Source organism: Achromobacter sp. UBA2119 (genome assembly GCF_002331005.1).
Lineage (GTDB): Bacteria > Pseudomonadota > Gammaproteobacteria > Burkholderiales > Burkholderiaceae_B > Achromobacter > Achromobacter animicus.
The window spans coordinates 24,267-36,363 of record NZ_DCYD01000016.1; the positions used below are offsets into that span (position 1 = coordinate 24,267).

The 12,097-nt window shown below is 67.4% G+C and carries 12 protein-coding genes; 9 read left to right on the top strand and 3 right to left on the bottom strand.

The window, feature by feature from the left end:
* Positions 1 to 9: 9 nt before the first annotated feature.
* From B3098_RS18470 to B3098_RS18480, 3 genes are read left to right on the top strand one after another with little or no spacing between them, the layout of a single operon-like run.
* The gene (locus B3098_RS18470) at positions 10 to 738 is read left to right on the top strand and encodes an SDR family NAD(P)-dependent oxidoreductase (protein ID WP_286898268.1); all 729 of its coding nucleotides are present in this window, start codon (positions 10 to 12) and stop codon (positions 736 to 738) included.
* 5 nt (positions 739 to 743) lie between these two features.
* Positions 744 to 2,450 carry an FAD-dependent oxidoreductase gene (locus B3098_RS18475; RefSeq protein WP_286898270.1) on the top strand — a complete coding sequence of 569 codons (1,707 nt, stop codon included), beginning with the start codon at positions 744 to 746 and terminating at the stop codon, positions 2,448 to 2,450.
* Positions 2,451 to 2,474: 24 nt separating this feature from the next.
* Positions 2,475 to 3,074 carry a glutathione S-transferase gene (locus tag B3098_RS18480; protein WP_286898272.1) on the top strand — a complete coding sequence of 200 codons (600 nt, stop codon included), beginning with the start codon at positions 2,475 to 2,477 and terminating at the stop codon, positions 3,072 to 3,074.
* 27 nt (positions 3,075 to 3,101) lie between these two features.
* Here the strand turns inward: B3098_RS18480 and B3098_RS18485 are convergent, their stop codons facing one another.
* Positions 3,102 to 4,010 carry an AraC family transcriptional regulator gene (locus B3098_RS18485; protein ID WP_414631295.1) on the bottom strand — a complete coding sequence of 303 codons (909 nt, stop codon included), beginning with the start codon at positions 4,008 to 4,010 and terminating at the stop codon, positions 3,102 to 3,104.
* 151 nt (positions 4,011 to 4,161) lie between these two features.
* On the opposite strand from B3098_RS18485, the gene B3098_RS18490 reads away from it, so the two are divergent.
* Together B3098_RS18490 and B3098_RS18495 are read left to right on the top strand one after the other, a co-directional pair.
* Positions 4,162 to 4,995 carry an oxidoreductase gene (locus B3098_RS18490; protein ID WP_286898276.1) on the top strand — a complete coding sequence of 278 codons (834 nt, stop codon included), beginning with the start codon at positions 4,162 to 4,164 and terminating at the stop codon, positions 4,993 to 4,995.
* An 87-nt stretch (positions 4,996 to 5,082) separates the two neighbouring features.
* Positions 5,083 to 5,664: a hypothetical protein gene (locus B3098_RS18495; RefSeq protein ID WP_286898278.1), complete on the top strand. Its 582-nt coding sequence runs from the start codon at positions 5,083 to 5,085 to the stop codon at positions 5,662 to 5,664.
* A 103-nt stretch (positions 5,665 to 5,767) separates the two neighbouring features.
* Here the strand turns inward: B3098_RS18495 and B3098_RS18500 are convergent, their stop codons facing one another.
* The gene (locus tag B3098_RS18500; protein WP_175122155.1) at positions 5,768 to 7,102 is read right to left on the bottom strand and encodes a DUF3100 domain-containing protein; all 1,335 of its coding nucleotides are present in this window, start codon (positions 7,100 to 7,102) and stop codon (positions 5,768 to 5,770) included.
* A 380-nt stretch (positions 7,103 to 7,482) separates the two neighbouring features.
* On the opposite strand from B3098_RS18500, the gene B3098_RS18505 reads away from it, so the two are divergent.
* The 4 genes from B3098_RS18505 to B3098_RS18520 all read left to right on the top strand — a co-directional run bounded on the left by B3098_RS18505 (position 7,483) and on the right by B3098_RS18520 (position 11,262).
* On the top strand, positions 7,483 to 8,418 hold the full coding sequence (locus B3098_RS18505; RefSeq protein ID WP_175122154.1) for a LysR family transcriptional regulator: 936 nt from the start codon (positions 7,483 to 7,485) through the stop codon (positions 8,416 to 8,418).
* Between the two features lie 73 nt (positions 8,419 to 8,491).
* Positions 8,492 to 8,683 (top strand): DUF2970 domain-containing protein, encoded by a 192-nt coding sequence (locus B3098_RS18510; protein WP_056559812.1) that lies wholly within the window; start codon positions 8,492 to 8,494, stop codon positions 8,681 to 8,683.
* A gap of 298 nt (positions 8,684 to 8,981) precedes the next feature.
* Positions 8,982 to 10,724: a nitrite/sulfite reductase gene (locus B3098_RS18515; RefSeq protein ID WP_286898283.1), complete on the top strand. Its 1,743-nt coding sequence runs from the start codon at positions 8,982 to 8,984 to the stop codon at positions 10,722 to 10,724.
* Positions 10,717 to 11,262, top strand: a complete 546-nt coding sequence (locus B3098_RS18520) for a DUF934 domain-containing protein (RefSeq protein ID WP_175122152.1) — start codon at positions 10,717 to 10,719, stop codon at positions 11,260 to 11,262. Before B3098_RS18515 ends, B3098_RS18520 begins: the two co-directional genes overlap by 8 nt.
* 45 nt (positions 11,263 to 11,307) lie before the next feature.
* Here B3098_RS18520 and B3098_RS18525 read toward each other — a convergent pair whose 3' ends face one another.
* A complete protein-coding gene (locus B3098_RS18525) occupies positions 11,308 to 12,096 on the bottom strand; it encodes an IclR family transcriptional regulator (protein ID WP_175122151.1) in 789 nt (262 codons plus the stop codon).
* Position 12,097 lies beyond the last annotated feature (1 nt).

The window sequence follows — 12,097 nt, forward strand, 5'->3', positions numbered from 1 at the left end:
GGAGAAATCATGAGTCTGGGTACGGCGTTGGTCACGGGCGGCGCAAGCGGCATGGGCCTGGCGATCGTGGAGCGGCTGGCGCGCGACGGCTTCCGCGTCGTGATGGCTGATCGCAACGGGGCGTTGGCGGACAAGGAATCAAGGGCGCTGGCCGACCGGGGACTGGACGTCGACCATCGCGTCGTGGACCTCGCCGACGAGGCGGCCACGCGCGAACTGGCGCGGTCGTTGCCACCGCTGGCCGCGCTGGTGAACAACGCCGGCCTGTTCGACGAGCGCACGTTCTTCGAGGTGACGAGCGACGATTACCGCCGCGCCTTCGACGTCAACCTGCTGGCGGTCGCCACGCTGACTCAAGAGGCGGCGCGCGCCATGCTGCCGGGCGCCAAGATCGTGAACATCGCGTCGCGCGCCTATCTGGGCGCCAGGAATCACCCGCATTACGTCGCGTCGAAAGCGGCCCTGGTCGGCTACACCCGCGCATCCGCGATGGAGCTGGCCGGACGGGGCATCCTGGTCAACGCCATCGCCCCCGGCCTCATCGACACGCCATTACTGCGCAATCTGACGCTGGAGCGCATGGCCGCGCAACTGGCCCTGCAGCCCACCGGCCGGGCGGGCCGGCCGGAAGACATCGCCAATGCCGTGTCCTTTCTGGCCGCGCCGCACATGGACTTCATTACGGGCCAGGTCATCTTCGTGGACGGCGGCAAGTCGCTGGGCGGGTCAGGAGCGTAGGCAGCATGAACCACATCACCTGGGACAAGGAAGTGGACGCGCTCGTCGTGGGCTCGGGCGCGGGCGGCATGGCGGCGGCACTGACCGCGCACGAGGAAGGCCTGGAGGTATTGCTGATCGAGAAGACCGACCGCATCGGCGGGTCGACGGCGATATCCGGCGGCGCGGTGTGGATACCGCTAAACGCGCAGACGGAAGCGGCGGGCCATCCGGACAGCATGGACGACGTGTGGACCTACCTGGATCAAACGGTGGGCACGGCGGCGCCCGAGCACATGAAGCGCGCTTACCTGGATGCGGGCCCGCGCATGATGGATTACCTCGTGTCCCGCGGCCTGCTGCAGCTTGCCGCGCGGACCGCTTCGCCCGACTACTACCCTGACCGGCCCGGCGCCGCGATGGGCGGGCGCTCGCTCGACCCGGTCGAGTTCGATGGCCGCAAACTGGGCAGCCGTTTCAACCAGCTGCGCGACCCGCTGAAGGAATTCACCGTGCTCGGCGGGATGATGGTCAACATCACCGACGTGCGGCACCTGCTGCGCGCCACGCGCTCGTTCGCGGCCTGGCGGCACAGCATGGCGCTGGTGTTGCGTTTCGCCTCGGACCGGGCCCGCGGTTACCACCGGGGCACCCGGCTACTGCTTGGCAACGCGCTGGCGGCTCAGCTGTTCCATGGGCTGCTGACGCGCCACATCGAATACTGGCTGCAAGCGCCAGCGCTCTCGCTGCACCGGGACGCCAACGGGCGCGTGCTGGGCGCCGCGGTGTCACGGGACGGTACGACGCTGAACGTCCGCGCGCGCCGCGGCGTCGTGATGGCGACGGGCGGCTTCCCGTGGGATGCGGAAAGGCGCTCGCAAACGTATCCGCAGCCAACCGGCAGTTGGTCGATGTCCCCGCGCGGCAACACGGGCGACGGCATCCGGCTGTCGGAGCAGGCCGGCGCGGCTTTCGGAAGCGGCTACGCCAGTCCGGCATTCTGGGCGCCTGTCTCGGTTCTGGACGCCGGCAACGGAACGCCGCTCAATTACCCGCATCTGGTCTGGGACCGCGCCAAGCCCGGGCTGATCGCCGTGAACGGCGCGGGCAAACGTTTCGTCAACGAATCGACCTCGTATCACGAGTTCGTGCAGGCCATGTATCGCAGCAACGAAACGGCGCCCAGCATCCCGGCATTCCTGGTCTGCGACCAGCGGTTCATCGACACCTGGGGTCTGGGCCTCGCCCTGCCGGGCGGGCGGCCCCGCCAGCACCTGATCGACCAGGGCTACCTGCTGCAGGCGTCCACGCTGGCTGAACTGGCCGATCGGCTTGCCATGCCCGCCGCCGCACTCCAGACCACTGTCGAACGCTACAACCGGCACGCCGCGCAAGGACACGATCCGGACTTCGGCAAGGGCGGGACCGCCTACAACCGCTACCTTGGCGATCCGGATCACCAGCCGAATCCCTGCCTCGCGCCGCTCGGCAAGGGGCCGTACTACGCGGTCAAGGTGTACCCCGGCGACATCGGCACCGCCTGCGGCATAGCAGCCAACGCGCACGCGCAGGCACTGGACGCGGCCGGCGCGCCGATCCCCGCGCTTTACGTCGCGGGCAATGACATGCAGTCCGTGATGGGCGGCGCATACCCCGCGCCCGGCATCACGCTCGGCCCCGCTCTGACCTTTGGCTGGGTGGCTGGACAGCACCTGGCCCATGCGCAACACTGACGCCTCTCACCGACAGGGAACCCCATGAAAATCTTCTTCTCGCCTGCTTCGCCGTTTGTCCGTAAGTGCATGGTCATCGCCCATGAACTCGGCCTGGTCGACCGCATTGAAAAGCTGCCCAGCGCCGCCGGTCCCGTCGCCCGCGACCAGACCATCATCCCGAGCAACCCGTTGGGCCAGGTGCCCACGTTCATCACCGATGAAGGCCAGGCGCTGTTCGACAGCCGCGTCGTCTGCGAGTATCTGAACGACCTGGGCGGCGGCACGTTCTTCCCCGCCGGCAAGGCCCGCTGGCCGGTGCTGGCCGAGCAGGCGATGGCCGACGGCATGCTGGGTGCGGCGCTGCTGGCGCGCTATGAGACCGTGCTGCGCCCGGAGGCGTTGCGCTGGGATGGCTGGGTTGAAGGACAGCTTGGCAAGGTGCGCGACGGTCTCGCGCTCATCGAGAAGAACGCCGCAGGCCTTGATGGCCGGTTGGACATCGGCACCATCACCATCGGTTGCGCATTGGGCTACCTGGACTTCCGCTTCCCGGATCTGGACTGGCGCGCGTCGCATCCCGCCACGGCCAAGTGGTTCGAAGGGTTCAGCCAGCGTCCGTCGATGCAGGCCACCAAGCCTTGAACGAACCGTCGGCGGGCAGCCGCCGATTCAGTGTGACGACACGAAGGTGGCGTCCGCGAATGCCGGCAAAGCGAAGCCTTCGCGCATGCGTCGCGCCTCCGCCGCCGGCGTCAGGCCAAACAGGCGCTTGAACTCGCGGCTGAACTGGGACGGGCTTGTGTAGCCCACCGCCTGACTCGCCGACTCGGCCGTAAGGTCCTGCCGCACCATCAAGAGACGCGCCTGGTGCAGGCGCGTCGATTTCACGTACTGCATGGGAGAGACCTGCGTCACCGCCTTGAAATGGCTGTGAAAACTGGGGACGCTCATGCCCGCCTCGTCCGCCAGCCGCGTCACGTCCAGCGGCCAAGCGTATTCCGCGTGAATGAGGCGCAGGGATCTGCCGATCCGGCCAAACTGCCCGCGCAGGGACAACGCTTCCCGCATCGAACCGCCCTGCGGGCCGGTCAGCACGCGGAAATAAAGCTCACGCAACAGCCCCGGTCCCAGCACGGCGGCTTCCAGCGGCCGGGACATGGCCTCGATGAATCGCAGCACCGACGTGCGCATCGCGTCATCCATCGGCGTCGACAACATGCTCTGCGGCGGCTGGGTTGCCGCCGCAGAGCCGGCGGCGTCGATCTCAGACGCCAGCTCCGCGGCCAGCGCGAAATCCAGGTGCAGGTACAGCGCCAGCAGCGGGCGCTCGGGCGTTGCGTCGGTCTCCATGCTGAAGGGCACCGGGACGGACACGGCCAGGTAATGCTGCTCGTCGTACAGGTACAGCCGATCGCCGAAGTAGCCGCGCTTGCGGCCCTGACAGACGATCACGATGCCCGGGTCATACAGCACCGGCGTGCGCGCCAGCGCCCGGTTGGCGCGCAGCACGCGCACGCTGGGCAACGCGGTCAGGTTGTAGCCCTCATCAGGCGCCAGGCCGCGCAGCAGCGCGGCCATGCGGCTTTCGGCAGGATCGGCGCCCACCGCGTCGTCGGGGGCCGTGGCGTTGGTGTTCATAGCTTTGGGCAAGATAAGCAGCGGATTACGGCTTATCCGTGCAGTTTGGCAAGACTACCATGCATTCTCCAATGACTTCGGAGCCCCCTCCATGACCTCCCCCAAAACCCTGCTCATCACGGGCGTCAGCGGCGGCTTCGGCCGCGCCCTGGCCGAGGAAGCCTTGGCCGCAGGCCACCGCGTCGTCGGCACGGTGCGCGGCGAGCCGGCCCGCCTCGCGTTTGAAAGCCTGTCTCCCGGCGCTGCCATCGGTCGCGTGTTGGACGTCACCGACTTCGACGCCATTGACGGCGTGGTGGCCGATATCGAGGCCAGCGTCGGCGCCATCGACGTGCTGGTCAACAACGCGGGCTACGGCCATGAAGGCGTGATGGAGGAGTCGCCCCTGCCGGAAATGCGCCGCCAGTTCGACGTGAATGTGTTTGGCGCGGTCGCGATGATGAAGGCAGTCCTGCCCTTCATGCGCCAGCGCCGGCGCGGCCACATCCTGAACATCACTTCCATGGGCGGCCACATCACCATGCCGGGCATCGCGTACTACTGCGGCAGCAAGTTCGCGCTGGAGGGGATTTCCGAAGCGCTGGGCAAGGAAGTGCAGCCGCTGGGCATTGCCGTGACGGCGGTGGCGCCGGGGTCGTTCCGCACCGACTGGGCGGGCCGATCCATGACGCGCACGCCCCGCACCATTGCGGACTACGACGCCCTCTTCGACCCCATCCGCAAGGCCCGCGAAGAGAAAAACGGCCGTCAGTTGGGGGATCCGCGCAAGGCGGCGCGCGCCATGCTGGCGGCCATCGACGCCGATCATCCTCCCGCGCACCTGCTGCTCGGCAGCGACGCGCTCGGATTGGTGCGGGGCAAGCTGGCCGCCTTGCAGGAGGAATTGAACGCATGGGAGACGGTTACGAAATCCACAGATGGGTAAAGCCTTTCGCAGAGGCCTTTGCTACAGTGAACTTGCATCTCCCCGGACAGACCAACCCAAAGGTCAATCACGACAAGGAGCCCCCGCATGGCCATTTCTGCGATCTCCGCCATCCCCCACGTCGCCGCGCCTTATCCGGCGCGCGTTTCGATGCTGGATGAGAACCGCCCTGCCTGGGAAGCCGAACGCGCCGCGCAGAACTTCGCCGCCCGGCAGGCCCAGCGCACCGCGCAAGCCCAGGCCGCCCGCGACGCCCAGCGCGTGGAACGCGCCCAGGCCGACAGGTTGGCAAGGGCGGAACAAGACGCCCCGCCTGTCAGACACAAAGCCGCCCCTGCCGTCGCGCCCCTTGCCCTCACCGCGCCCGCCATCAATATCGATGAATTGCGCGACCTGTACGCGGACGCCCGGATGCGGCGTGCGGTCGAGGACTTTGCCGCGCGGCCGGACCCGGTGGCGCAACGCGCCGATATCGCTAACGACTTGGGCACCATCCAAGGCCTGGCGCCGCTGCAACCCTATCGCGTCGCCATGGGCAATCCGCAGGTGGAATTGCAGGCGGCTGTCGCATTGAAGGCTGCCGGCGTGGGCATCCCCCCGGTGGCGAACATCGGTCCCACTGAAAACGTGACCGACAACGCGCGCTACCGGCCCGGCGCCACGCCCTGACGTCTTCGCGCCCCGATCCCCCACGTGTGTGACACCGTCCCTAGCAAGCCCATGAAAAAAGCCGCCTGTACAACAGGCGGCTTTTCCATGACGCTAGCGCCGATCAGTGGAAGAATTCCGCGATCATCGTGGCGCCCATGAACGTGCCGGCGTTCGCCGCCAGCGACACCACCACGATCTTCCAGCCCAGCTTGCGGAACGCAGGCAGGTCCTTCAGGATCGACAGGCCGGCCATCGCCAGGATCACCGTCGTGAACGGCAGGAAATTGACCTTGCCGACCATCGCGATAATCTGATCCGAATACGGCAGCACGCCCGGGCAGCCGGCGGTCATGGCGATCACCGACAGCACGAACACGGCCGGCAGCTTGGGCACGACGCGCAGGATCAGGTCGGTGATGACGACCAGCAGCACGATGATGGCCATGCCCGGCAGTGCGTCCGCGAACGGCACGTTGTAGCCCAGACGGTTGCCCACCAGCGCGAACAGGCCACAGATGACGTAGGCGGTCAGGCGGTCGCCGAAGCCCATCTTCGAGCCGTGCGCGGGCACGTCTTCCGACACGCTGTCGTCGACCACGGCCTCGTTCTTGCCCCGCGAGAAGCGGCCCAGCACGGGCTCGAGCTTGCCGTACAGGAAGATCGTCGTGGGCAGCGAAATGAACAGGGTGAAGTACACGCCAACCACCGTCGTCAGCAGGTTGGCGGCCGCGGCCAGCGCAGCGACCTGATGCGCCATTTCGGGCGTCTGCTGCGAAGCGATCGCGCCCACGCCGGCGGCCATCATGCTGCCCGAGCCCACGCCGGCGCCCATGGCGAGCGAGCGCGGATCGAAGATGTTCAGGCTGGTGATGAAGCCCGCCATCAGCGCCACGAACAGCGCGCCGATCACGGTGCCGGTGATGTATTCGGCCATGACGCCGCGGCCTTCCGGCGAGTTCATGCCGTAGCGCTCGCCGATGATCGCCAGGCTGGGCTCGCGGCCCACCGAGAACGTCGCGCCAATCGCTTCACGCTTGATGCCGAGCAGCAGCGCCAGCGGCAGGCCGATGGCCATGGTGCCGAAGAAGTGGCCGAACTCCTGGAACACCAGCGCCCAGCCGGCCTCGCGCACCTGCGGCAACGCGCCGCCCACCATCAGACCCAGCTTGGCCAGGAACGGCAGCAGCGCGTATTGCAGGTAGCCGCTGATGCGGGTCTGCATCGCCTTGTCAATGCCGGCGCCTGCCGGCAGCCGCTGGCCGAACGCCGCGACCACCGCGCCGATGAAAATGGCCCACAGCATGGGCTGCAGGATGATCTTGCCCGGACCGACCGAAAACGTGACGCTGCCGATCGCTTCGGAAATGACCACCACCAGCAGAATGGCGGCGAGCATGCGCACGCGCCCCGATAGCGGCATGGAAGGCGAGGCCAGGCTTGCGCTGGCATGAGACATTGGTTTTCCCCTGATGACGTGAATAGTGATCGTGGCAGTGGGCCGGACGAACCCGGAAACCGGCGCCCGGACGTCCAGGCGGAGCCGGCGGGGCAAGCGAATTCGGAAGGTTCGGGCGACGGCGCTTGAAGAGCGGCTCGGTCGATTCAAACGGCCAATACAGCGCGAACGGCGCGCGCAGCGGGCGGCCGATTCGGACTGCGCAATTTTCGCCCACCCCTCTGGCGGGCAACCATGACACGGGCCGCCGAGAAACGTTGCGTAAAATGCAACGAATTCGCCTTTCCTCGGAAAATTTTGCACGGGACAAATTGAAATAAGGGTAAACCCTTAATCCCCTCCGTGGAAAATCAGCCGCATTCCGCCCGGAGCCAGCCGCCATGGACGAACAACTCGACGCGCGCCGCACGCATTACTTCATGCAGGTTATGAGCCGGGGATCCGTGCGCGGCGCGGCCGAGGCCCTGGAAATGGACCCGTCCGCCGTCAGCCGCGCGATCGCCGCCCTGGAGCGCGACTGCGGCATGGCGCTGTTCGAACGCCGGGGACGTGGCCTCGTGCCCACCGACGCCGGCCACATCCTGGCGCGCTATGTAAAACGGCAGCAGGACATCCAGGAGAGCTTCTTCTCCGAAATCGACAGCTTGCGCAAAGCCGAACGCGGCCACATCGACCTGGTGCTGGGCGAAGGCTTCGTGGAGCTGATGTTCGACCGCGTGCTGCCGGGCTACTGGCGCAGCCATCCCGAAGTCACGCTGGACATCGACGTGGCCCGCACGTCCGAAATCGTCCAGCGCATCGTCGACGACCGCGCGTACATCGGGCTGGTGTTCCAGCCGCCCAACGATGCCCGGCTGCGCACGCATTACTCGCGGCCCGAGCCGATACGGGCCATCGTGCGTCAGGACCACCCGCTGACGCGCCTGCGCCGGCCCCTCTTGCTGACGGATCTGGCCGACTACCCCGGCGCGTCCATGCAGGAAGGGTTTGGCGTGCGCCAGCACATCCAGGCCGCCGAGATCAGCGAGCAGGTCCGGCTGCACAACGTGCTGACCACCTCGTCGTTCAAGGCGCTATGGCAGTTCGCGGCGGCCGGCATCGGCTACGCGCTCACGCCCCCCATCGCCGTCACCGCCGACATGCAGGCCCAGCGCCTCGCGAGCCTGCCGCTGGCCAATCCCATCCTGAACCAGGGCAGCCTGCACGTCCTGAGCCGCGCCGGCCGCCACATCTCGCCGGCCGCGCGCGAGCTGCTGGAACACATCGTGCGCGGCATCGGTGCACACGCCGCCGCGCCATCTGATACGGTCGGCTGACGCGGATCTGCATCTGTCTGCCGGACACGCCAGCGTCTACAGTGGGCCGTCAATAGTCTGCCCGGAGGCGCTTATGCTCGGTTTCCTGCGCACGGTCCGCTCCGTGCTGTGGGCCTTCTTCGGCGTACGCCGCGGCCGCGGCTACGACGCCGACATCGCCCACAACAAGCCCGGCCCCCTCATCGCCACCGGCCTGCTGCTCGCGGCCTGCCTGGTGATCATTCTGGTGTTCGTGGCCCGCTGGGCGGTGAATGCGGCGTTGTAGGGGTTTAGGGGCTTGTTCTACGACAAGCCGCATATTCATATATGCGCGTACGCTCGCGGCTGGTTTAGACGACCTCCGAAAAAATAGCCGCCCGGCCGTCCGAAGGCGGGGCAGCCCCCTCGGGGGGCAGCTAGCGCGCGCAGCGCGCGCGGCGTGGGGGCCCTTATTTCTTTATTACCAGAATGACTTAGACGGTGTTCGCGGGTCGCTGTTACGGTTATGAATCCCGTTTTGCCGGCGCCGTGCGCCCGACCCCGCCCCGGGGTTCAGACCGAAAAGACTTCCAAGGGCAGTAGACATGTACGTGTATGACCCCGTCGACCAACAGCTTGTCGAGCAGCGTGTCGCGCAGTTTGCCGATCAGACGCGCCGTTTTCTCGACGGCCAGCTAACCGAGGACGATTTCCGCGTCCTGCGCCTGCAGAACGGCCTGTACATCCAGCGCCATGCGCCCATGCTGCGCGTTGCCATTCCGTATGGCTTGCTGGCGTCCCGCCAGCTGCGCACCCTGGCGCACATCGCGCGCAAGTGGGACCGCGGCTACGGACACTTCAGCACGCGCCAGAACATCCAGTTCAACTGGCCCAAGCTGGAAGACGTGCCGGACATCCTGGCGGAACTCGCCACGGTGCAGATGCACGCCATCCAGACCAGCGGCAACTGCATCCGCAACACCACCACCGACCACTTTGCCGGCGTCGCGCCGGACGAACTCGTGGATCCGCTGATCTGGTGCGAGATCATCCGCCAGTGGTCGACGCTGCATCCCGAGTTCGCCTTCCTGCCGCGCAAATTCAAGATCGCGGTCAGCGGCGCGATTGAAGACCGCGCGGCCGTAGGCGTGCACGATATCGGCCTGCAGGCGGTCGAACGCGACGGCAAGCTGGGTTTTCGCGTGTGGATCGGCGGTGGCCTGGGCCGCACGCCCATCGTCGGCAAGCTCATCAATCCGTTCGTCGAATGGCAGCACCTGCTGACCTATCTGCAGGCCGCGCTGCGGGTCTACAACCTGCATGGCCGCCGCGACAACAAGTACAAGGCGCGCATCAAGATCCTGGTCAAGGACCTGACGCCCGAGGTCTACGCGCAGCAGGTCGATGAAGAGTGGCAGCGCATCAAGGGCGGCCCCGACACCATCACCCAGGAATTCGTGGACCGCATCAAGGCGCGCTTTGTCTGGCCGCAGCACGACGCCGCCGCCGCGTCCGACATCGACAACACCGACGCGCTGGCCGCGGGCGACAAGCGCTTCGCGCGCTGGCTGCGCACCAACGTGCATGCGCACAAGGTTGCCGGCTACGCCGCCGTGACCGTGTCGCTCAAACCCACCGGCGTGCCGCCGGGCGACATCACCGCGGACCAGATGGATGCGGTGGCCGACCTGGCCGACGACTTCGGCTACGGCGAACTGCGCGTGTCGCACGAACAGAACCTGATCCTGGCCGACGTGCGCCGCGCGCGGCTGCACGAGCTGTGGCAAAAGCTCGAAGCCCTGAACCTCGCCACGCCCAACGTCGGTCTGCTCACCAACATCATCGCCTGTCCGGGCGGAGACTTCTGCGCGCTGGCCAACGCCGTCTCCATTCCCGTGGCCGAAGCCATCCAGCGCCAGTTCGACAACCTGGATTACCTGTTCGAGATCGGCGAACTCGATCTGAACATCTCGGGCTGCATCAACTCCTGCGGCCATCACCATGTGGGCCACATCGGCATTCTTGGCGTCGATAAGGCCGGCGAGGAGTGGTATCAGGTCACGGTGGGCGGCCGCCAGAACGGCGCCGCCAAGCCGCTGCCCGACCTCGAATCCACGCATGGCGGCGGCGCGGCCATCGGCCGCATCATCGGCCCGTCGTTCGCGCGCCATCAGGTGCCGGGCGTGGTGGACCGTTTGATCCGCACGTATCTGGGCCTGCGCGACAGCGACGCCGAACGCTTCATCGACGTGGTGGACCGCGTCGGCATCGATCCCTTCAAGCAGGACGTGTACGCGGACCCTGCCTTCGCCAAACCCACGCAGCAAGCGGAGCCCGCCCATGTCTGAGATCTACGCGCACGATGCCCCCGGCCCGCATCTCATCCGCAACGGCAAACTCGAGGCCGACACGTCGCGTCCGTTCGTCCCCGAACCCGAAGTGCCCGCCGAAGGCCAGGTCCCGTCCGACGAACCCGGCTGGATTGTGCCGCTGGCCGTCTGGAAGACTTCGCGCAACACGCTGCGCCGCCACAAGCATCCCGTGGCCGTGCTGCTCAACCCCGACGCCGACCTGACGGACCTGGCGGACGCCGACGGCGTGCTGCATCCCGAGGGCATCGCGTTCATCGCTGTGGACTTTCCGGTCTACACCGATGGCCGCGGTTATTCGCTGGCGCAGCTGCTGCGCACGCGCTACGACTGGCAGGGCGAGCTGCGTGCGGTCGGCGACGTGATGATCGATACCATCCACTACCAGGCGCGCGTGGGCTTTGACAGCTTCCTCGTCAAGCCGGGACACGACCCGCACAAGGCGCTGGACGCCTTCAAGACGTTCACGGTGCATTACCAGAAGACGTACCGCGTGCCGACGCCGGCCGCGGCCTGAACGAAACGGCCCCCACCCGCCGCCGGAACGGCATCGCGGCGGGCCTCAATCCCCCTCGCCCGCCCCGTGCGGCATGCCGAATCCGCTCTGCGACACCTGCGCGCGGATCAGTTCGGCAATGCTGCGCTGGCGCGGCGCCTGCATCCGGCTGATGAGGCTGGACACGCTGACCGCCAGCCGCGGATAGCCGCCCGCATCGCACAGCGCCATGCCCACACCCAACACGCCCGGCACCGCCGCGTTTCCCACCACGGCCCAGCCGCGCCCGCGCGTGTTCTCCACCAGCCGCCGCATCTGCGCCACCGTCATCCCGCCGTAGGCGCGTAGCGCCTGCTCGTTCTGCATCACCACCTCGTCGGCTTCCGCGGCCGGCAGGGCGCCCAGCAGCGCCAACCCGGCCGCGCCCACGCCCAAAGGCTGGCGGTGCCCGACCGTCACGGCCAGCACCTGCACCGGGTAATTGCCGACCTCGCGATGCAGACAAAGCGAATCATTCGCAGCGCGGCAGATGAGAAACGCCGAATCGCCGCTGACGTCGCTGATCTGGCGCAGCAATGGCCGAAGACTGCGCACGGCCTGCGCGTGCGGGTCGCCGGCCATCATCACGCCCAGTTCAGCAACGCGCCAGCGCGGCGCGCCCGATTCCCGCAGCGCGTAGCCCTCCTCGACCAGCACATCCAGGTAGCGATACACCGTGGACCGCTGCATGCCCGCGGCCCGCGCGATGTCCACCACGTGCATGCCGGCCGCGCCGGCCTGGCGCAGCACGCCCAGCACCTTCAGCCCGCGCCGCAGGATGCGCGGACCGGAACCCTCGGAATCCGGTTTGTTCAAT

Coding starts and splice junctions, on each gene's coding strand:
- B3098_RS18470 (WP_286898268.1), top strand. CDS start 10: ATGAGTCTGGGTACGGCGTTGGTCACGGGCGGCGCAAGCGGCATGGGC.
- B3098_RS18475 (WP_286898270.1), top strand. CDS start 744: ATGAACCACATCACCTGGGACAAGGAAGTGGACGCGCTCGTCGTGGGC.
- B3098_RS18480 (WP_286898272.1), top strand. CDS start 2,475: ATGAAAATCTTCTTCTCGCCTGCTTCGCCGTTTGTCCGTAAGTGCATG.
- B3098_RS18485 (WP_414631295.1), bottom strand. CDS start 4,010: ATGGCCGCGCTGCTGCGCGGCCTGGCGCCTGATGAGGGCTACAACCTG.
- B3098_RS18490 (WP_286898276.1), top strand. CDS start 4,162: ATGACCTCCCCCAAAACCCTGCTCATCACGGGCGTCAGCGGCGGCTTC.
- B3098_RS18495 (WP_286898278.1), top strand. CDS start 5,083: ATGGCCATTTCTGCGATCTCCGCCATCCCCCACGTCGCCGCGCCTTAT.
- B3098_RS18500 (WP_175122155.1), bottom strand. CDS start 7,102: ATGTCTCATGCCAGCGCAAGCCTGGCCTCGCCTTCCATGCCGCTATCG.
- B3098_RS18505 (WP_175122154.1), top strand. CDS start 7,483: ATGGACGAACAACTCGACGCGCGCCGCACGCATTACTTCATGCAGGTT.
- B3098_RS18510 (WP_056559812.1), top strand. CDS start 8,492: ATGCTCGGTTTCCTGCGCACGGTCCGCTCCGTGCTGTGGGCCTTCTTC.
- B3098_RS18515 (WP_286898283.1), top strand. CDS start 8,982: ATGTACGTGTATGACCCCGTCGACCAACAGCTTGTCGAGCAGCGTGTC.
- B3098_RS18520 (WP_175122152.1), top strand. CDS start 10,717: ATGTCTGAGATCTACGCGCACGATGCCCCCGGCCCGCATCTCATCCGC.